Here is a 20,342-nt window from a genome sequence, read left to right on the forward strand (position 1 = left end):
GCGACTAGGATGACCGCCGTGCAGTTCGGGGTGCTCGGGCCGCTCGCCGTGACCACCGACGCCGGCGAGCCGGTGGTGGTGCCCGGCACGAAGGTACGGGCATTGCTGGCCGACCTGTTGGCCAACCGCAACCGGGTGGTCTCGGCGGACCGCCTCATCGACGACCTGTGGGGTGACGACGCCCCCGCCAACCCGGCCGGCGCCCTCCAGGTGCGGGTGTCGCAGCTACGCAAGGCGCTCAACGATGCCGAGCCCGGCGCCCGCGAGCTGGTCGAGTCCCGGCCACCCGGCTACCTGCTGCGGGTCGACACGGTCGACGTCGGCCGCTTCGACGAGCTGGCCCGCAGTGCCGACGTCGAGCCGCTGACCGAGGCTCTCGCGTTGTGGCGTGGCGAGGCGTACGCCGACGTGGCCGACGCCGAGTTCGTGCGCGCCGAGGCGGGACGACTCGCCGAACAGCGCCTCGTCGTCCAGGAGCGGTTGGCGCAGGCCCGGCTGGCTCGGGGTGAGCACGACCTGGTGGCCGCCGACCTGGCCGAGCTGGTGGCCCGGCATCCACTGCGCGAGGGCCTGCGGGCTGTGCAGTTGCGCGCGTTGTACGCGGCCGGCCGCCAGTCCGAGGCGTTGGACAGCTACGCCGAGCTGCGGGGCCGGCTCGCCGAGGAGCTGGGCCTCGACCCCGGTCCGGAGCTGGTCGCCCTGCACCGCAGGATCCTCGAACAGGACGCCGACCTGAGCGCCCCGCCGAAGGCCGTGATCATCCGGAGCAGCCTGCCGGCCCCGCTCGACGAGTTGATCGGGCGGGGCGAGGCGCTGGCCGAACTGCGGGCGCTGCTGCCCCGGCAGCGGCTGGTCACGCTCGTCGGGCCCGGTGGCGTCGGCAAGACCCGACTGGCCACCGAGACAGCCCGCGCGGCGTCCTATCCGGACGGCGTCCAGCTGGTGGAGCTGGCCCCGCTCCCGGCCGGTGACGCACGCGTCGCCGAACAGGTGCTCGGCGCTCTGGGCGCCCACGAGGCCGCCGGCCTGACCCTGTCCCCCGCCGACCGGGTGGTCACGGCCCTGCGGCACCGGCAGCTGCTGCTCGTGCTGGACAACTGCGAACACGTCATCGAACCGGTCGCCGAGCTGGTCGCCCGGCTGCTGCGCGACGTGCCCGGGGTGTGCGTGCTCGCCACCAGCAGGGAGCCACTCGGGCTGACCGGTGAGCTGCTCTGGGAGGTACCCCCACTGCCGGTGCCGGACGACGGTGACCTGGACGCGGTCCGGCGCTCGGCGGCGGCCCGGCTGTTCGTCGCCCGCGCCGCCGCGCAGCAGCGCGGTTTCCACCTCGACCAGCAGACCGCGACCGCGGTGGCGCAGCTCTGCCGCCGCCTCGACGGCCTGCCGCTGGCGCTGGAGCTGGCCGCGACCCGGGTCCGCGCGCTGGGCGTACGCGGGGTGGTGGACCGGCTCGACGACAGGTTCCGGCTGCTCACCACCGCGCAGCGGGACGTGCCGCCCCGGCAGCGGACGCTCACCGCGGTGATCGGCTGGAGCTGGGACCTCCTCGACGAGCCCGACCGGGTGGTGCTCGCCCAACTGGCGGTGTTCCCGGACGGGTGCACCCCGCAGGCCGCCGAACACGTCTGCCAGACCGACCTGGACGCCCTCGCCCGGCTGGTGGACCGGTCGCTCGTGGTGCTCGACGACTCGGGCGCGGCCCCCCGCTACCGGCTGCTCGAATCGGTGGCCGCGTTCTGCCTGGAACGCCTGACCGACGCCGACGAGGTGCGCGCACGGCACGCCGCCTACTACACCGAGCTGGCCGAGCGCGCCGACCCCGGGCTGCGCGGGGCCGACCAGCAGCGTTGGTTGACGCTGCTCGACACCGAGCTGGCGAACCTGCGGTCGGCGCTGATGCACGGCGGCGGGCTGCGCCTGGCGGTCGCGCTGAGCTGGTACTGGTTTCTGCGCGGCCGACTCACCGAGGCACGGCGGGCGCTGGCCCTGCCCGGTGATCCGGAACAGGAGGTCCGCGCGGCCCCCTGGCGGGTCGGTTTCGCCCTGTCGCAGGGCGAGGTGATCGCACCCGACGACGTACGCACCGCGATCGCCGCCGACCCGGACAGCCACGCCGCGTGGTTCGCGGCCAACGCCATGATCGAACACGGCGACCTGGCCCTGGTGTCGGAGCTGCTGCCCACCACCCCGGCCGACCGGTGGACCGAGGCCGCGGTGCTCACCTCCCTGGCCCACATCGCCCACGCCAACGGTGACCAGACCACCCTGGAGCGCACCGCGACCCGCAGCGCCGCGCTCTTCGCCGACCTCGGCGACAGGTGGGGTCGGCTCCGGGCGACCGAGTGGGTGGGTGGGCTGGCCGACATGCGCGGCGAGCACGAGCGTGCCGCCGCGCTGCACCGGGAGGGTTTGCGCTGGGCCGAGGAGTTGGCGCTGTGGCCGCAGGTCTGCGCCGAGCTGTCCTGGCTGGCCTGGCTCGCCGTGCAGACCCGCGACTACGCCCAGGGTCGGGAACTGGCCGAACGCGCGTACGACCTGGCGGTGGAGCAGGGCTCGCCCGGGGCGGTGATCTTCGCGGAGATGAGCCTTGGACTGGCCGCCCGCCGCGACGGCAAGCTCGACCTGGCTGTCACCCACCTCAGCCGCCTCGCCGACCTGGGCCGGGGAGAGAGTCAACAGGCGCTCTACCTGCCGATGATCCTGGTGGAGCTGGGCTACGCGGTCGAGTTGGGTGGCGACCCGGACGCCGCGTTGGCCCTGCACATCGAGGCGTTCGAGGCCGCCGAGGCGATGGCGACGATGCGCGACGCGGTCGGCCCCCTGGAGGGGATGGCGGCGGCGGTGCGCTCCCCCGAGGTCGCCGCCCGGCTGCTGGGCGCGGCGGCCGCCGCCCGGCTCGCCACGCGGTCCCCTGCCGCACCCGCCGAACGCGACGACACCGACCGGGTGACCGAACGACTGCGGGCCGAGCTCGGGCCGGAGCGCTTCGACGCGCTGCTCGCCGAGGGCGCGAAGCTGAGCCCGAGTGAGGCCCGGGCCCAGCTCTGATCTGGTCAGGCCGTCGTCTTCGGCCGGTACGAGGCGACGATCACGCCGCTCTTGTGCACCCGGGTGTCGATCAGGTCGAACGACCCCTTGACGTCGGTCAGCGGCGCGGTGAGGCTGGGGCCGCCCTCCAGCACGGGGTGGATCCAGAACCGGACCTCGTCCACCAGCCCCGCGCGGATCAGCTCGGCGGTGACCGAGCCGAAACCGTACTGGATGATGTTCTTGCCCTCCTGGGCCTTGAGCGCGGTGACCGCCTCGACCAGATCGCCCTGGAGCACCTCCGTGTTGTTCCAGGTGGGGTTGGTCAGGGTCGTCGAGGCGACGTACTTCTTGACGTTGTTGAAGTACGCGGCGCCCGTGGTCGGGTCGCTCTCGTCCCTGGTCGGCCAGGCGGCGGACATGCCGTCGTAGGTGGCCCGGCCCATCAGCATCGCGTCGGCCTCCTCCGTCTGGGCACCGGCGAGGCTGGCGGCCTCCTCGTCGAAGTACGGCATGGTCCACATCGGGTTGTCGATGACGCCGTCGAGGGTGATGTAGGTCGAGTTGACGAGCTTGCGCATCGCGATCTCCTGGTTGTTCGGTGGTGCTCTCCGGTGACACCCAGAACTCTGCCGGCCCCCGCTTACGATTTCCTTCAGGTGCCCTTACCCGTGTCCCCGGCGGGGCCCGGGCGCCGGGTCGGTCAAGGGAATCGGCAGCGCCTGCGGGGTCACCGTGCCGCCGCCGGTCGAGTGGGCCGGGGCGGGCCGGTCACCGCCACGGCTGTGCAGACGCCCGCGCCCGGCCGGCCCGGCCCGCCTGGTCACCTCGACGGTCACCATCCGCACCGGCGGTGGCGGCGCGGTGAAACGCCCGACGCCCCAGCGCACCCAGATCGGGATCCGGCCGGCGTCCGCCTCCGCGCGCAGCTTCTGCACCGTACGGGCCCGGTCGGTGTGGTCGACCTCCACCACGACGGGCGGACCGTCGGGGCGGGCACACGCCACGTCGAGAACCGAGTGCCGCTGCTCCAGCGGCGGCGGCAACGGCAGCACGCTGGGCGCGCGTCGGTAGACCCGCCAGCCCCGGGCCTCGGCCCAGCGCACCACCGAGTCGATCAACCGCGCGGTGACCTCGTCGGTGTCCAGGTCGACGAAGGTCACCTCGGCCAGCCAGCGACCCAGGTCCGCGGCCAACCGCTCGTCCTGCGCCGCGACCTCCACCGGCGCAGGATAACGCCTCAGCCGACGACGGTCGCGGTGGCGGCGAGGTGCCGGGTCAGCCAGGCGGTGGTGGCCGTCCGGGCCGCCTCGGCGTTGGCCCGTGTCAGAAAGTCGTGCCCCTCCCCGTCGAGCACCAGGTGCCCGTGCGGCACGCCCCGGGCGGCGAGGGCCTCGGCGACCTGCGCCGACTCGCCCGCCGGCACGTTCGTGTCGTTGGCGCCGTGGATCAGCAGCACCGGTACGTCCAGCCGGTCGATGTGGGTCAGCGGGGAGAGGTCGCGCAGCAGGTCGGCGTCCCGGTGCGGGTCGCCGTACTTGCTGACGGCGGCGGCGGCGATCCACGGCTCGGTGCCGGCGTAGAAGGTCCGGAAGTCGGAGATGCCGCACTCGGCGACCCCGGCGGCGAACAGCCCGGGGAAGTTCACCAGGACCGCGAGGACCAGGTAACCGCCGTAGGAGCGGCCCAGACAGCCGAGCTGACCGGGCCGGGCGATGCCAGCGTCGACGAGGAAGTCGGCGCAGGCCGCCACGTCGGCGATCGCACCGTACCGGCCGGCGAGGTTGTCGGCGGCGACGAAGGTACGGCCGAACCCGGACGACCCCCGGACGTTGGGCGCGAAGACCGCGACGCCCTGCGCCACGAGGGCCTGGAACAGCGGGTTGTAGCCGGGACGCTCCTGCGCCTCCGGGCCACCGTGCAGGCTGATCGCGGTCGGCCAGGGGCCCGGCCCGGCCGGGCGGTAGAGCCAGCCGGACAGTGGCAGCCCGTCACGGGCACGCAGGTCGACAAGTTGCGGCGCCACACCGGCGTCGTCGGTACGCGGGGCGGCGTCCGAGCGCAGCGGGCGCGGCGCCCCGGTCGACGGGTCGACCAGCCACACCTCCCGGGGCTGCACCGGCCCCTGGGCGGTGAGGCAGAGCAGACCACCGTCGGCGGCGAAGACGGCGTCGCCGAGCACCTCGCCGGGGGCGGTGACGGCCCGCTGCACACCGCTGTCGAAGTCGAGCAGGCTCAGCTCGCTGCGCCCGCCGTAGGTGTTCCACAGCAGCGCGCCGCGCTGCCCGTCCGCGCTCGGCGTGACGTGCTCCAGCTCGGCGTCCGGCCGCCCGGCGAGCCGGGTCGGCGGCTGCTCCGGTCGGGTCAGGTCGACCCGCACCAGCGCGGCGAGCTCGGAGTACGCGTCGGTGCGGGCCAGCACGCTGGTGCCGTCCGGGCCGAACCAGCCCTGGTCGGTGCTGCCCCGCCCGGTGTCCGGGAGCAGCCGCCGCCGTACGCCTGTCGCCACGTCGAGCAGCTCCAGCCAGCGGGCGTTGCGCGGGCCGCGACGCAGCAGCGCCACCCCGGCGTCCGGGGTGACGTCCAGGAGGGTGAGCAGGTCGCCCTGGGCGAGCACCCGCCGGTGCCCGGTGCCCGCGTCGACCAGGAGGGCCTGGCCGTGCTCGTCGGTCTCGGTGACCGCCATCAGCGCGCCGTCGGGCAACCAACCGGCCAACGCGGCGCTGCGGCGGCCGAACCCGGCGACCTGGTGGCGCCGCGTACCGTCCGGGCGCAGCACCCACAGTTCGGTGCGCGGCGCGCCACCGGGGGCGACGACGCAGGCCAGCCACTGGCCGTCCGGTGACCAGCTCAGCGCGAGGACCGGCTCGTCTCCCACGGGCAGCGCGACGGGCGCACCCCCGCCGACCTCGGCGACCCAGACGCCTGGCGTTCCAGCCCGGTCGGAGAGGAACGCCACCCGACGGCCGTCGGGGGACGGCGCGGGGGCGAAGTCCTCGCCGGCGGGTGCCGGCGGCGACGGCCGGTGGCTCGCCGGTCGGGCCCGCCGGGTGGTGCGCGGCGCCTCGGTCCGTACGCTCATCTAAACCCCGATCCGCTGCAACCAGAGCTCCAGCAGCCCGAACTGCCAGAGCGCGTTGGAGCCCAGCGTGGTCCGCCGGGCGTTCGGCGCGTCCAGCAACTCCTCCAGGTAGTCCTTGCGGAACAGACCCCGCTCGCGCGCCGGTCGGGCGGTCAGCGCATCCCGCACGTCGTCGAGCAGTGGGCCGGAGAGGTGCCGGATGGCGGGCACCGGGAAGTAGCCCTTGGGCCGGTCGATCACCTCGTCCGGGACGATGCCCCGGCTCGCCGCCTTCAGCACGCCCTTGCCGCCCTGCGCCAGCTTCATGGCGGGTGGGCAGGCGGCGGCCAGCTCGACCACCTCGTGGTCGAGGAACGGCACGCGCGCCTCCAACCCCCAGGCCATCGTCATGTTGTCGACCCGCTTTACCGGGTCGTCGACGAGCATCACCAGGCTGTCCAGACGCAGCGCCGCGTCCAGCGCGGTGTCCGCGCCGGGCGCGCCGAAGTGCGCGGCGACGAACTCCAGGCTGGCGTCGTGGTCGAGCATCCACTCGGGCGCGAGGTGCCCGCCGAGCGCGTCGTGGCGACGATCGAAGAACACCCGGGCGTACGCCTCGACGGCGTCGGCGCGGGCCACGTTGGCCATCGGCGGGTACCAGTCGTAGCCGGCCAGGATCTCGTCGGCGCCCTGCCCGGACTGCACCACAGTGATCCGCTGCGAGACCTCCTCGGAGAGCAGGTGGAACGCGACGCAGTCGTGGCTGACCATCGGCTCGCTCATCGCCGCGATGGCCTGGTGCACGGCGGGGACGAACCGCTCGGCCCCGATGCGGATCTGCTGGTGGTCGGTGTCGAAGTGGCGGGCCATCAGGTCGGAGTAGTGGAACTCGTCGCCGCTCTCCCCCGCCGCCGCCTCGAAGCCGATGCTGAAGGTGGCCAGCCCGGTCTGGCCCTGTTCGGCCAGCAGGGCGACGATCAGGCTGGAGTCGAGACCGCCGGAGAGCAGCACACCGACCGGCACGTCGGCGACCATCCGCCGGCGTACGGCGGTGCGCAACGCCGCCATGAGCCGTTCCTGCCACTCGTCGGCGGACATGGCCGGGGCGGCGGCCCGGTTGAAGTCCGGCCGCCAGTAGGTGGTGTCGGTGCTCCGGCCGTCCGCGGTGACCACCCGCACGGTGGCCGGGGGCAGCTTGCGGACCCCGGCGAGGATCGTGCGCGGCGGCGGCACCACCGAGTGGAAGCTCATGTAGTGGTGCAGCGCCACCGGGTCGAGGTCGGTGTCCACGTCACCGGCGGCGAGCAACGCCGGCAGGGTCGAGGCGAAACGGACCCGACCCGGCCCCTCGGCCAGGTAGAGCGGTTTGATGCCGAGCCGGTCCCGGGCCAGCACCAGGGTGTGCGTGGCCAGCTCGACCAGGGCGAACGCGAACATCCCGTAGAACCGCTCGACGCAGGCCGTCCCCCAGCGGTGGTACGCCTTGAGAATCACCTCGGTGTCCGAGGTGGACCGGAAGGAGTAACCGGCGGCGGTCAGCTCGTCGCGCAACTCCCGGTAGTTGTAGATGCAGCCGTTGAAGACCATTGCCAGACCCAGCTCGGGGTCGACCATCGGCTGGGCGCCGGCGTCGGACAGGTCGATGATGCGCAGCCGGCGGTGCACCAGGGCCACCGGCCCCTGCTGCCACCGGCCCTCACCGTCCGGACCCCTGGGGCTCAGGTCGGGGAGCATCCGCTCGACGGCGGCCAGATCCGGTGGTGCCCCGTCGAGGCGGAACTCGCCTCCGATACCGCACATGGCACGCACCTCTCATCGGCTGGATCCGCTGGGGCCGCTGACCGGTCCAGGCTTGGCGGGCCGGGTTGCGTCCCGATGACGTGTGGGTCAAGCGTGGGTTACGCCGACGGTTCGTCGGCTCCGCCGAGCAGCCAGGTGTCCTTCGACCCGCCACCTCGCGACGAGTTGACGATCATGCTGCCGGCCGGCGCCACCCGGGTCAGCGCCACCGGCGCGACCTCGGCGGTGTCGCCGAGGAACACGAACGCCCGCAGGTCGACGTGGCGGGGAGCGAGCGCCGTGCCGTCGAAGACCGGGTGGGTGGTCAGCGCGATCATCTCCTGGGCGATCCACCGGTGCGGGGCCGCGAGGATCTGCTCCCGGACGGCGTCCAGCTCCTCCGCCTCGGCCCGGGGGCCGATCACCACCCGGTCACCGCCGTACCCGTCGACCGGCTTGAGCACCAGCTCGTCGAGGCGGCCCAGCACCTCGGCCCGCTGCTCGGGCAGCCCACACAGGTACGTCGGCACGTCCCCCAGCAGTGACTTCTCGCCCAGGTAGTACTCGATCAGCCGGGGCACGTACGCGTACAGCGCCTTGTCGTCACCGACACCGTTGCCCAGCGCGTTGGCCAGCGTGAGCCGCCCGGCGTGCACCGCGGCCAGTAGCGGCCACCCCAACGGCACCCCGTCCGCGCCCGGGGCGTGCAGCAGCGCCTCCTCGTCCATCCGCAGGTAGATCACGTCCACCTCGCGGCGGCAGCCCTCGCGGACCAGCCGGACCCGGCCCTCCTCCACCAGCAGGTCGCTGGTTTCGGTCAGCGGCACACCCATCTCGTCGGCGAGCAGCCGATGCTCGAACCACGCCGGATCACCGGGGCCGCTGCTGAGCACCACCACGGCGGGGTCGTCGGCGGCTGCGGGCGCGGCGGCGACCAACGCCCGGTACAGCATCGCCGGCGTCTCGTCGGCGGGAAGCAGATCCTCCGGCACCGGCAGCTCCGGCAACACCGCCCGGGTCAGCCGACGGTTCTGCACCGCGTAGCCGATCCCGGAGGGCACCCGCAGGTTGTCCTCCAGCACGTACCAGCCGCCGTCCGGATCGCGGACCAGGTCGGTGCCGGACACCTGGGCGCGGGTGCCCCGCCGGCCCATCAACGCACCGGTCGGGCGCAGCCCGGGTGAGGACTCCACCACCCACGCGGGCACCACACCGTCGGCCACCACGGCCCGGTCGGCGTAGACGTCGCGCAGGAACGCGTCGAGGGCACGGGCGCGTTGCACCAGGCCGGCACGCAGGGTCCGCCAGTCGGCGGCGGGTACCACCCGGGGCACCAGGTCGACCGGGAAGAGCCGGGTGCTCGCCTCGCCGGCCACGCTGAACGTCACCCCCCGGGCCCGCTGTTCCTCGTCCCGGTCGTGCTCGCGTTGACGCAGGGCGCCGGCGCCGAGCTGGCGCAGGGCCGCGAGCATCGGGGCGTACGCCGGCTGTGGTCCGGCCGGTCCGAAGACCTCGTCGCCGGCGTCCGCGTACGTGGGCAGGGCCGGCGGTGTCGGCGCACCCGGCAGCGGCCCTCGAACCCGGCCCCGGGTCTCGTCGAGCAGCAGGTCGACCACGTCGGCCAACCGGCCACGTCGCTCGTACGCCCGCCGCTGCCGCGCCGCGGAGCTGCCGTGCTCCAGCGTGTACCGGGTCAGCTCGCTCACCTGCTCCCAGTCCCCGGTCGCCTCCAACTGCGGGCGCAGGTCGGTCACCAGGCGGCGGACGGCCTGGGCGGCCGGCACCGGTCGGGCCGACCGGGGCAGGTCGAGCAGGTCACCTTCCAGCCCGGAGCGGGCCGCCCGCCACACGGCGGCGCGCAGCACCGGTGGTCGGACGGCCGTGCGCTCCACCCCGGCGCGCAGGGCGGCGACCTCCCGCCGGACGAGCGCCCGGAACAGGCCGGTCAGCAGGACGATGGTCTCCACGTCGGCGTTGGCGTCGGTGATCCGCAGCTCCACTGTGGGCACGTGCGCCGACGGCCGGACGTCGAAGTAGATCATGGCGGGGTCGGTGATGGTCTCGGAGGAGATCAGCTCGGCGACCAGCGCCTCGTGGTCCGCGGCGCTGGTCACCTCGCCCGGGTCACCGGCCGTGGGCCAGCGTTGCCAGACCAACGACCGGACGCTGGCGTAGCCGCTGTCCTGACCCATCCAGTACGGCGAACTGGTGGAGAGGGCGAGCAGCACCGGCAGCCACGGCTGGACCCGGCGGGTGACCGCCACCGCCAGGTCCCGGTCGGAGACGCCGACGTGCACCTGCGCTCCGCAGATCAGCTGCTCCCGGGCGAGCATCTGGTACTCGTCGAGCATCCGCCGGTAGCGGGAGGTCGGAGTGACGCTCGGGTCGCCGTCGGCGCGCAGCGGCACCGTACCGGCCGCCACGATGCCCAGCCCGGCCCGGTCGGCGACCTGGACGGCGGCCTGACGCAGCCCGGTCAGCTCGGCGCGGATCTCGTCCAGGGTGCGGCAGACCGCGGTGTTGGTCTCCACCACGCTGCGGTGCAGTTCGGCGGTGAACGACGTCGCCGGCAGGCGGTCGAGCAACTCCCCGGCGCGGGGCACCAACTCCCGGGTGTGCAGGTCGACGACGTGGAACTCCTCCTCGACCCCGATCGTGGCCAGGTCCGCCGGGTCGCCGTCGTCCAGCGACAGGACCGGGTTCGTACGAGGGGTGGGCAGCGTCCGGCCGTTGCCGGACCGGCCCACCGGCCCGTCGTACGTCGGCGCGTTCGTGGTGTTGTCGGCCATGGTCACCCCGGTTCGCGTGTCGGTGGTCTCGACTGTCCGACGAGCGTTCCCAGGGTTGGTACCGGGGGTGTTTCCGGCGCGTTAAGGTGACGCGCCCGTTCTGTCCGGGCTGCTCAGCGACGTGCAGCCCGGTACTCGACGGGCCTTCGCCACCACCCCTACCGGCCACCGACGCGTCCGCCCCGCCGAGGTCGGGGCCGGGGTCACCTCATATTCGTCACCACGAACGGCGCATGGCCGTGCAGGTAGTTGGTCCACCCGCCGGTCACCGGCGCTCCCGGGCTGAGCAGGTTGGTGGTGTCGGTGCCGACGTCGAGCTTCCAGGCAGTCCAGGAGATGCCGTTCTGCTTCATCCAGTCGATCCAGGACTGCGCCTCCGGCAGGCAGGCCCGGCCGTCGAGGCCGCCGTCGGCATTGCTGGCGCCCCACTCCGTGACGAACAGCGCCAGACCCGCGCGGATCGCCGCGTCACCCTTGGCGCGCAGCGATGCCCCGTGCGTGCACGAGTAGAAGTGCAGCGTGTACATCAGGTTGGTGCCGCTGACCGGGCTGGCCGCCGCGACGTCGACGTCCTGTGACCAGGTCGGGGTGCCGAGCACGATGATGTTGTCCGGATCGGCGGCGCGGATCGCGGACACCACGGCCTGGTGGTACGGCTTGATGACGTTGGTCCAGCTGACCTGGAGTGGCTCGTTGTAGGGCTCCCAGATGACATTGGGCAGGTTGCCGTACCGGCGGGCCAGGTCACCGAAGAACGCCACCGCCTGGGACTGGTTGTTCTGCGCCTCGTGCGCGTGCCAGTCGACGATCACGTACACCCCGGCGGTGACCGCGTTGTTGATGATGGTCTCCACCTGCGCACGTGCCTTGTTCGGGTCGCTGAGGTACGCGCCGGCCGGCTCCACTCCCATGGCCGCGCGGATCACCTGGAGGTTCCAGTTGTCCCGCATCCAGCGCAGCGCGGAGAGGTTCTCGGCGTACGGGGCGGTCTCCCAGTTGAGCCACATGCTGCTGATGCCCCGCAACTGCACCCGGGCCCCGGATCTGTCGCACATCGTCGTGCCGCAGACCCGTAGCTGCCCGTACCGCTCGACCGGCGTGCCGGTGGTCGGCGGCGGCGTGGTGGGCGGCGGCGTGGTCGGGGGCGGCGTCGTCGGGGGCGGCGTGGTCGGGGGCGGCGTGGTCGGGGGCGGGCCGCCGGCGCAGGCGGCGCCGTTCACCGTGCAGTTGACCGGGGTGCCGGAGCCGTTGACGAGGAAGCCGAACGACGTCGAGGCGCCGGCGGCGAGGGTGCCGTTCCAGGACACGTTGGCGAAGGTGTAGTGGCTGCCCGAGGTGGTCTGCTGCGCGTTCCACGACTGGCTGACGGTCGAGGAGGACGGCAGGTCGAACTCGACCCGCCAGCCGGTGATCTGTGCGGAGGTGTCGTTGGTGACGGTGACCTGCCCCTGGTAGCCATTGCCCCAGTTGTTCGTCACGGAGAACACCGCGGTCGCCGCGCTGGCCGGTGTGGCGGCGACCAGGGCCACCCCACCGGCGAGCAGGCCGGCGACGGCCAGGGTCGTGACAAGTCTCAGTGTGCGCATGCGGAACCCGCTTCGGATCGACGGTGGTGGTCTGAGGCGGGGCGGCGCCTCCGCGCACAATATCGATCGACGCCGATGCAAGCAAGGCGGGCGCAACGGGGACCGACCCTGCCGGGCCGGCCCCCGAGGCGTTCAGGCCGCTGGGCGTACCCGGTAGGCCAGGTGGGTGACGCCGTCGCCCTCGACGACGCTGAACGGGCCGTCGAGCTGCAGTGGTGCGATCTTCAGGTCCGCGAAGAGCGGGATGCCGGCACCGAGCACTACCGGGACGAGGTCGACGTGCACCTCGTCGAGCAGACCGGCCTCGACGACCTGGGCGGCGATGGTGCCGCCGTTGACACCGACCTCCTTGTCGCCGGCGATCGCCTTCGCCCGGGCGATGGCGCTCTCGATGCCGTCGGTGACGAAGACGAAGGAGTCGTTCTCGGGTGCCCAGCCCTCCGGCACGTTGTGCGTGACCACCACGACGGGCACGTCCATCGGATGCCGACCACCCCACCCGCTGGTGATGTCGAAGAGCCGTCGGCCGACGACGAGCGCGCCGGTCCGCTCGTTGAGAGCCCGCAGGTGCCGGGCACTCGCGGCGGACGTCCGGAAGGTCATCTCGGGGTTGGCCGTCGGCGTCTCGACGTCGCCGTTTTCGTACCACTGGAAGAGGTACTCGAAGCCGCCGTGGGACGCGTCCGCGATGTAGCCGTCCAACGACATGGTCGCCCCGGTCGTCACCTTCGTCATCGATCCACTCCTTGGTCCGTGCCGTGTCGGCTCGTTGGCGGGACCCGGTGTCCCCGGCCCTCAACCCATGGTCGAAGCCAGCGCGACCGTCCTCGACACGTTCGCCAAACTTTTCCGACGGCGTGTTCTCAACGGATCCGCGCGGCGACGGCGGCAGCCGCGACGGTCGCCCCGGCGTCGTTGAGGTGCAGGTGGTCGCCGTGGTCGTACGCGGGCCGCAGGGCGTCCGCGTCAGTCGGATCGGCAAGTATCCGGTCCAGGTCGACGACGGCGTCGTACTCGCCACCGTCGCGGATCCATCGGTTCACCTCGTCGCGGAGCGCCTCGTTCTGCACTGTGTCGTAGCCGGCCGCGTTCTTCATCGGCGGCATCGTGACACCGATGACGGTCACCCGGTCGGCGCGGGCGGCCCGGATCAGTGCCCGGTGGCCGTCGATGAGCTGGGCGGCGGTCACCACGGGCGAGGCGCCGCAGCCGAAATCGGGGTAGCCACCGCCGCCGATGTCGTTGATGCCGATCAGGACGACCGCAACGCGTACGCCCGGCAGTCCGAGCGCGTCGCGCCGGAACCGCGTCACGCCCTGCTCGCCGTAACACGGTGAGTCGGCGAGCAGCTTGTTGCCGCTGATCCCGGCGTTGGCGACGGCCAGCGGGCGGCCGGCGGCGACGAGGTGTTCGGCCAACTGGTCCGGGTAACGGTTGTCGGCGCCAGGTGTGGAACCGTAGCCGTCGGTCTGTGAGTCGCCGAACGTCACCACCGTGCCCCGGGCTCGGGGTGACCCGGCAACCTCCACGCCGGCCAGGTGGTACCAGGACTGGCTGGTCTCGCCGCTGAACGCGGCAGCGCGGTGATCGAAGCGGTGATCGCCGGTGGCGCGGTACGTGCTGGTCAGCCCGCCCTGGTGGAAGGTCGCCGGGCCGGTGGGACCGGCGAAGTACAGCGTGACCGTCAACGCCTCCAGTGCCCGTACCGGCAGGAGCACCGCGTCGGAGGTGGTCTCGGTGCCGATGGGCACGGTGGTCGACCGCCGGAGGTCGAAGGTGACCGGACGCAGGGTGCCGGGCCGCACCCCGGCTCCGGAGGTGGGACGACCGATGGTGGCACCGGTCAGTCGCAGCGGTTCACTGCCGTACCGGTTGGAGAGTCGGATCCGGATCAGGGCACCGGCGGCGCTGACCCGGACCACCTGGCGTACCGACTGGTTGGCGAAGCCCGGGACGGACCAGTTCGGGCCGTCCCAGTCATTGCCGGGCACCGGGTGGTGGTGCGCCGCCGACCAGGCGGTCGACCAACTGCCGGGGCTGTCGCGCCCGGTGGTCGTGGCGCTCGCGGGGGCGGCCGGTGCCAGCAGGCACAGGGCGGTGAGTACGGGGAGTAGGCGACCTGTCGACGACGACATGGGAGGTGTCCCTTCGGAAACGGCTGGTGTGCGAAGCGTCGTGTCTCACAGTGCTCCGACCCGCTTACCGTTTCCTTACGACGTTCGCCCGGGGAGATCCGTCGTAGCGTGGGGCGCATGCGAACCACCACGCTGGGCAGCACCGGACCCGAGGTCGGCGTCATCGGCCTCGGCTGCATGGGCATGAGCCACGGCTACGACATCACCGGCCCTCGCGACGACGACACGTCGATCGCCGTCATCCGACAGGCACTGGACCTGGGCGCGACGCTCATCGACACGTCGGACGTGTACGGGCCGTTCACCAACGAGGAGCTGGTCGGGCGAGCGCTGGCCGGCGGCCACCGGGAGCGGGCAGTGCTGGCCACGAAGGCCGGCCTGGTCGCCACCTCCCCCACCGGCGGCCCGGGCAACTCACCGAAGATCGGCAACAACGGCCGTCCGGAGCACATCCGCGCGGCCATCGACGAGAGCCTGCGCCGGCTCGGCACCGACCACGTCGACCTCTACCAGTTGCACCGGGTCGACCCGGAGGTGCCCATTGAGGAGTCCTGGGGCGCGATGGCCGAGGTCGTGGCGGCCGGCAAGGCACGGCAGATCGGGCTCTCCGAGGTGACTGTCACACAGATCGTGCGGGCCCAGGCGGTGCACCCGGTGGCCTCGGTGCAGTCCGAGCTGTCACTGTGGACCCGCGACCCGTTGACCGAGGTGTTGCCGTACTGCGCCGAGCAGGGCATCGCCTTCCTTCCGTTCTCCCCGCTCGGTCGCGGTTTCCTCGCCGGCCGGTTCACCTCCTTCGACGATCTGCCCGCCGACGACTTCCGGCGCGGCCTGCCGCGCTTCCAGCAGGACGCGCTGCGCGCCAACCTCGCCATCGTCGCCCGGGTCCGGGAGATCGCCGACCGGGCGGGCTTCAGCCCCGCACAGGTCGCCCTCGCGTGGGTGGTCGCCCAGGGCGACCAGGTCATCCCGATTCCCGGTACCAAGACCCCGAGGTACCTGGTGGACAACTGCGCGGCCGGCGACGTGCGGCTCAGCGCCGAGGACCTGGCCGACCTGGACGCGCTACCCGCACCCGAGGGTGGCCGCTACTGAGGCTCCGGCGGCCCGGCACCGCGTGGCCGGGCCGCCACCGGCGGGCCGAACCTGACCCCGACGCCTGGCGAGTAGAGCACGCTGACCGGCGGCCCGACCGGGGTCGGCAGCCCGGCGGCGGCGACCAACTCGTCATCCAGGTGCAGCACCTCGGCCCGGTGCAGCGGCCAGCTCGGATGCCAGTTCGGCAGGTGCAGCGTGCGCCCGTACGCCCGCGTGTGCAGCCCCCAGCGGGCGGTGACGAAGTGTTCGAGCGGGGTCGGCTCGACGATCCGCTCCCCCACCCGCACCGCCATCCGGCTCGTCGTACCCGCCGGCCCCGGCCAGCGCCGCCGGCAACTGTAGGTGCGACGGTCGCCGTCGCGATCCAACCGCATCGACGACCAGAGGTACGGCAGGCGCAGCGTCACCCGCGCCACAAGCACCGGCAGCAGTCGGGACGCGTCGAGCGACCGGAACACGACAGCTCGCCGGCCGGCGTCGTCTACCGAGTAGAGCCGGACGTTGGTCTCCCAGAAGGTGCCGAAGTACGGCACCCCCGGGCCACGGCCGAAGCCCAGCCCGACCATCCGGAAACCGATCAGGCCCACGTAGCTGACGCCGTCCACGGTGTCCGGACGGGTGCCGGTGGGCAGCAACGGCGCGACCACCTCCGGAGCGACGGCCCAGTGCAGGAAGGTGAGGTCCTCCCAGCGCTGGCGCAGGAGCGCCCAGGGAAACGCCTGCCGGGGCGCGTGGTCGACCGGTTCGGGGTGCATGCTCTCATCCTGGCCCAGGCGGTGGGCCGGCGTGGTCTCAGGCGTGCGGACCGACGCTGACGGTGCCGATCGTCAACGACGCCCTGCCCTCCAGGATCTCGCCGATTCGCTCGACCTCCTCCCCCAGCGCCCGCTGCCGGGCGGTGCCGAGCGCCCGCAGCGGCTCGACGGTGACGTGGATCGAGCGGCCGGATCGGCGTTGATGCCACACACCGGCGACCACACCGTCGACCAGCAGCACCGGGTAGTTGCCGGCCTGGCCGCCGTTGAGCGCCCGCTCGGCGGCCGCGCCGGGAAAGAGCCGCTCGCGGGGGTGGCAACCGACCGCGTACGCGTCGAAGTAGGGCAGCAGCCGCAACCCGGACGGTTGGTCGTCCGGGAACCCGGTGTCGTCGGCGCCCACCCAGGCCCGGGTGCCCTCCACTGTCACCTCGGTCAGGTCGAGGGAGTCGAACAGCAACGTCGCCCACGTCGGCGGCGCCCCCAACCACCTGGCGAACTGCGCCGGGGTGGCCGGCCCGTACGCGTGCAGGTAGCTGCGGACGAGGGCGGCCAGGGCGGCGGGACCGGGCATCGGCGCGAAGTCGGGCAGCCACCGGGTCGGACTGGTGTACGTGGTGGCCCGACCGCGATTCGGGCCGAAGCAGACCACACCGCCCCGGGTGGCGGCGGTCATCGCGGCGACCCACCGGGGCCACTTGTCCTGGAACGCCTCCATCACCAGGTCGCCCGCCCACGGGCCGGTACGGGCGACGATCTCCTCGGTCAGCTCGGCGGTGGTCAGGTCGGCCTCGGCGACCGCGTCGGCGATGGCCGCGAGGACCTGCTCGCTCTGCCGGGGCGTCAGCAGGACCACGCTGCGCTCCCACGGCGGCGCCGGCATCGCGGTCAACGCGCCGACCCACATCGGCAGGTCGGCCGCGGCGAGCAGGTGCACGGTGCCACGCGGCCCACGGGTCTTGACAAGGGTGCGGTCGGTCCACAGTGCCTGGCGCACCAGGGCGCGTGTCGCGCCCGGCACCCGCAGCCCGACGGACAGCTCGGCGGCCGACGCGATCTGGGCGTGCGCACCGCACATCGCCGACACCACGTCGGCGACGCGGCCGGCGTCCGGTGCCGGGGCCGATTCCGCGTCCGGTGTCGGCGTGGAGAGCCGGTGCCGCGCAAGACGTCGGGCGGACACCTGAGCCCAGCTCAGCGCGGTCATCGCCGGCGCCCGTCGCACGCGCGGGCGCTGACCGCGCACGATCGGAGGGCCTCGACAGCACAGGTCGTCATGGCGGCCACGCTACGACCGACGTGTGTCACTTTCCGGCGATCGTCGTCGCCTTCGGGTGACTCGGGGCGGTCGGTCTGGGCTCGACGTCGGCCACGCCGACGGCCCTTCCCGGGCGCGCACCCTTCAGGCGAGACGTCCCGCTGGTGGCGGGCCAGGTTTTGTTCCTGGTACGGGGATGGTCAGGGTCACTCCGCCGACCGCCAGCGGAAGTGGACGACACTCGTCCCCTTGGGCTAACTTCGCTGATGCGGACGATGGTCGTCCGCTGCGGGTGACCGGATGCGGCCAGTCGACAGCGCCCCGGAGCGCTGCCTGCCGCCCGGGCCGTACCGCTGATTCGCGGCCGGCCCACGCCCACCCGCGCAGACACCCCAGCCTCTACGCCCAGAGAAGGATCAACCATGTCCGAACGCTTCGCAAACAAGGTCATTCTGGTCACCGGTGCCACCTCCGGCATGGGTCAGGCCCTCGTGGAACGGGTCGCCGCCGAAGGCGCGAAGGTCGTCCTGGCGGCACGTGGCAAGCAGGCCGGCGAGGCACTCGCGGCCACCCTGCACTCGGCCGGCGCGGACGCGATCTTCGTGCCGACAGATGTGACGGTCGGAGCCGAGATGGCGAAGCTGGTGCAGCGGGCGGTCGACCACTACGGCCGGCTCGACGGCGTGTTCAACAACGTGGGCGCGGCCACCGCGCTCGGTCCGATCACCGGGATCAGCCCGGACGCGTGGGACGCCGAGATGGCGCTCAACCTGAGCAGCGTCTTCTTCGGGCTCAGGCACCAGATCCCCGCGCTGCAGGCCTCCGGCGGCGGCTCGATCGTGAACAACGCCTCCGTCAGTGGTGTCACCGGATCTGCCGGCCTGGCCTCCTACAGCGCCGCCAAGCACGGCGTCGTGGGGCTCACCCGGTCGGCGGCACTCGAGGTGGCCGCCACGGGTGTACGGATCAACGCGCTCGTCACCGGCGGCGTCGACACCCCACTACTACGGCGCAACCTGGGCCCGAACCCGGACGAGGCCCTCCAGATGGGCAACGCCATGCACCCCGTGGGCCGGATCGGACGGCCCGACGAGATCGCCGCGCTCGCGGCCTTCCTGCTGAGCGACGAAGCCCCGTTCATCACTGGCGCCGCGCTCGCGATCGATGGCGGCCTGACCGCTGCATGACGGCCCGCCGCCCATCACTTTCCCTGAAGGAACCATGATGCCCACTCGTCACAAGGCCCCGGACTCGCACCGGTGGAAAGCCCTGTTCTTCGTCTCGATCGCCCAACTGATGGTCGTTCTCGACGGCGCGGTCATGAACATCGCGCTCCCCTCGGCGCAGCAGGCGCTGCACTTCACCGACGGCAGTCGTCAGTGGGTGGTCACCGCGTACGGTCTCGCCTTCGGTGGCCTCCTGCTGGTCGGCGGCCGGGTCGGTGACATGGTGGGCCGCAAGCGCGTCTTCCTGTTCGCCCTGGCGGGCTTCGCGATCGCCTCGGCGATCGGCGGCCTGGCGGTAAACGTGGAGATGCTGCTGGTCGCCCGCGCGTTGCAGGGAGCCTTCGCGGCCCTGCTCGCGCCGGCCGCGCTGTCGCTGATCTCCCTGTTGTTCACACAACCGCGGGAACGAGCGAAGGCCTTCGGCGTGTTCGCCGCGGTTTCGATCGCCGGTGGCGCCGTCGGTCTGGTCGCCGGCGGTCTGCTCACCCAGTACCTGAACTGGCGTTTCGCGATGTTCATTCTGGTTCCGATCGCGGTCGTCGGGATTGTGGGCGCAATCTCCACGGTGCACGACGACGGTGAGCGACACCGTTCCCGGCTCGACATTCCCGGTGTGCTGCTGGCCAGCCTCGGTCTCGTCGGCCTGGTCTACGGTTTCAGCGCCGCGGAGAGCCACGGCTGGTCGGCGGCCCCGACCATCGGATCTTTCGTCGCCGGCGTGCTGCTTCTGGCGACCTTCATCGTGGTGCAGTCACGGGTGAAGGCTCCGCTGCTCCCACTTCGAGTGCTGAACGAACGCAATCGGGCAGCCGCCTACCTGTCGGTGGGTCTCGCCATTGTCAGCATGTTCGGGATGTTCCTCCTGCTGAGCTACTACTTCCAGCAGGTCAAGGGATGGTCGCCGGTCATGGCCGGCCTGGCGTTCATGCCGATGGCGGTGCTGCAGGCTCTCGGGGCCACGCAGGTCGGGGCCCGACTCGCGCACCTGATCGCCCCGCGACCGATCATGGTCGGCGGCTACCTCGTCAGCGCCGCCGGCCTCGTCCTGCTCGCCCTCCTCGACGCCGACAGCGGCTTCTTGGAGATCGCGATCGCCGAGGCGGTGGTCGGAATTGGCGTCGGCGCCGCGTTCATGCCCGCGATGAGCATCTCCACCCACGGCGTCGCGCCCACGGACGTCGGTGTCGCCTCCGCGATGATCAGTTCGTCGCAACAGGTCGGGGGGTCGATCGGCGTCGCGCTGCTCAACACCGTCGCGACCAGTTCCACCGCCTCCTACCTGCTCGCCCACGGCGGTACGGCAGCCCCCGTCCACGTCCAGAACCAGGCGCTGATGCACGGCTACTCGGCCGCGTACTGGCTGGCCACCATCTTCGTCGTGGCCGCAGCGCTGGTCTCCGCGATCCTGGTCAACGCGGGCGCACCGGAGTCTGTGCCGACCTCGGTGTCGGACGACACTGTGCCGGCCGACGTCCCGGTGCCCGCCCACTGAGGGACGGCCCGGCGATCGCAGAGGTAGCCGCCGCGTCAGCTCCCGGCTCTCCTGGGGGCGGGAGCTGATCCGCGTCCGTTCGGCCGCCGCGGAGAACAATCGGACGAGCTGCGTCCGCTTGTGCTACGCTTTC

Annotated in this window: 14 protein-coding genes; 4 read left to right on the forward strand and 10 right to left on the reverse strand. The window is 72.6% G+C overall.

Going from position 1 to position 20,342, the window contains the following annotated elements; all coding sequences use genetic code 11:
• Positions 1–9 precede the first annotated feature (9 nt).
• Complete coding sequence (locus ACQP0U_RS17690) at positions 10–3,051, forward strand: BTAD domain-containing putative transcriptional regulator (RefSeq protein WP_433308379.1); 3,042 nt, start codon at positions 10–12, stop codon at positions 3,049–3,051.
• Between the two features lie 5 nt (positions 3,052–3,056).
• Here ACQP0U_RS17690 and ACQP0U_RS17695 read toward each other — a convergent pair whose 3' ends face one another.
• The 8 genes from ACQP0U_RS17695 to ACQP0U_RS17730 form a co-directional block, all read right to left on the reverse strand.
• Entirely contained in the window at positions 3,057–3,611 is a 555-nt protein-coding gene (locus ACQP0U_RS17695) for a dihydrofolate reductase family protein (protein WP_433308380.1), read from the reverse strand.
• A gap of 84 nt (positions 3,612–3,695) precedes the next feature.
• Positions 3,696–4,253, reverse strand: a complete 558-nt coding sequence (locus ACQP0U_RS17700; RefSeq protein ID WP_433308382.1) for a hypothetical protein — start codon at positions 4,251–4,253, stop codon at positions 3,696–3,698.
• Between the two features lie 17 nt (positions 4,254–4,270).
• Positions 4,271–6,112, reverse strand: coding sequence for a prolyl oligopeptidase family serine peptidase (locus ACQP0U_RS17705; RefSeq protein ID WP_433308384.1), 1,842 nt, complete (start codon positions 6,110–6,112; stop codon positions 4,271–4,273).
• Entirely contained in the window at positions 6,113–7,891 is a 1,779-nt protein-coding gene (locus tag ACQP0U_RS17710) for an N-acetylglutaminylglutamine amidotransferase (RefSeq protein ID WP_433308386.1), read from the reverse strand.
• Positions 7,892–7,989: 98 nt separating this feature from the next.
• Positions 7,990–10,659 (reverse strand): glutamate--cysteine ligase, encoded by a 2,670-nt coding sequence (locus tag ACQP0U_RS17715; RefSeq protein WP_433308388.1) that lies wholly within the window; start codon positions 10,657–10,659, stop codon positions 7,990–7,992.
• Positions 10,660–10,862: 203 nt separating this feature from the next.
• A complete protein-coding gene (locus ACQP0U_RS17720; protein ID WP_433308390.1) occupies positions 10,863–12,245 on the reverse strand; it encodes a cellulase family glycosylhydrolase in 1,383 nt (460 codons plus the stop codon).
• A 132-nt stretch (positions 12,246–12,377) separates the two neighbouring features.
• Positions 12,378–12,980: a dihydrofolate reductase family protein gene (locus ACQP0U_RS17725; RefSeq protein WP_433308392.1), complete on the reverse strand. Its 603-nt coding sequence runs from the start codon at positions 12,978–12,980 to the stop codon at positions 12,378–12,380.
• Positions 12,981–13,108: 128 nt separating this feature from the next.
• Positions 13,109–14,380, reverse strand: a complete 1,272-nt coding sequence (locus ACQP0U_RS17730; RefSeq protein WP_433308394.1) for a GDSL-type esterase/lipase family protein — start codon at positions 14,378–14,380, stop codon at positions 13,109–13,111.
• Positions 14,381–14,497: 117 nt separating this feature from the next.
• On the opposite strand from ACQP0U_RS17730, the gene ACQP0U_RS17735 reads away from it, so the two are divergent.
• Positions 14,498–15,475: an aldo/keto reductase gene (locus ACQP0U_RS17735; RefSeq protein ID WP_433308396.1), complete on the forward strand. Its 978-nt coding sequence runs from the start codon at positions 14,498–14,500 to the stop codon at positions 15,473–15,475.
• Here ACQP0U_RS17735 and ACQP0U_RS17740 read toward each other — a convergent pair.
• Positions 15,469–16,233, reverse strand: coding sequence for a YqjF family protein (locus ACQP0U_RS17740; RefSeq protein ID WP_433308398.1), 765 nt, complete (start codon positions 16,231–16,233; stop codon positions 15,469–15,471). The genes ACQP0U_RS17735 and ACQP0U_RS17740 overlap by 7 nt on opposite strands.
• 37 nt (positions 16,234–16,270) lie before the next feature.
• On the reverse strand, positions 16,271–17,458 hold the full coding sequence (locus tag ACQP0U_RS17745) for a winged helix DNA-binding domain-containing protein (protein ID WP_433308400.1): 1,188 nt from the start codon (positions 17,456–17,458) through the stop codon (positions 16,271–16,273).
• A 455-nt stretch (positions 17,459–17,913) separates the two neighbouring features.
• Between ACQP0U_RS17745 and ACQP0U_RS17750 the strand changes: the two genes are divergently transcribed.
• Together ACQP0U_RS17750 and ACQP0U_RS17755 are read left to right on the forward strand one after the other, a co-directional pair.
• Positions 17,914–18,678 carry an SDR family NAD(P)-dependent oxidoreductase gene (locus tag ACQP0U_RS17750; protein WP_433308402.1) on the forward strand — a complete coding sequence of 255 codons (765 nt, stop codon included), beginning with the start codon at positions 17,914–17,916 and terminating at the stop codon, positions 18,676–18,678.
• Between the two features lie 37 nt (positions 18,679–18,715).
• The gene (locus ACQP0U_RS17755; RefSeq protein WP_433308404.1) at positions 18,716–20,209 is read left to right on the forward strand and encodes a DHA2 family efflux MFS transporter permease subunit; all 1,494 of its coding nucleotides are present in this window, start codon (positions 18,716–18,718) and stop codon (positions 20,207–20,209) included.
• Positions 20,210–20,342: the final 133 nt, after the last annotated feature.

It is taken from the genome of Micromonospora sp. CA-269861 (assembly GCF_050948505.1).
In the GTDB taxonomy this organism is placed as follows: Bacteria; Actinomycetota; Actinomycetes; order Mycobacteriales; family Micromonosporaceae; genus Micromonospora.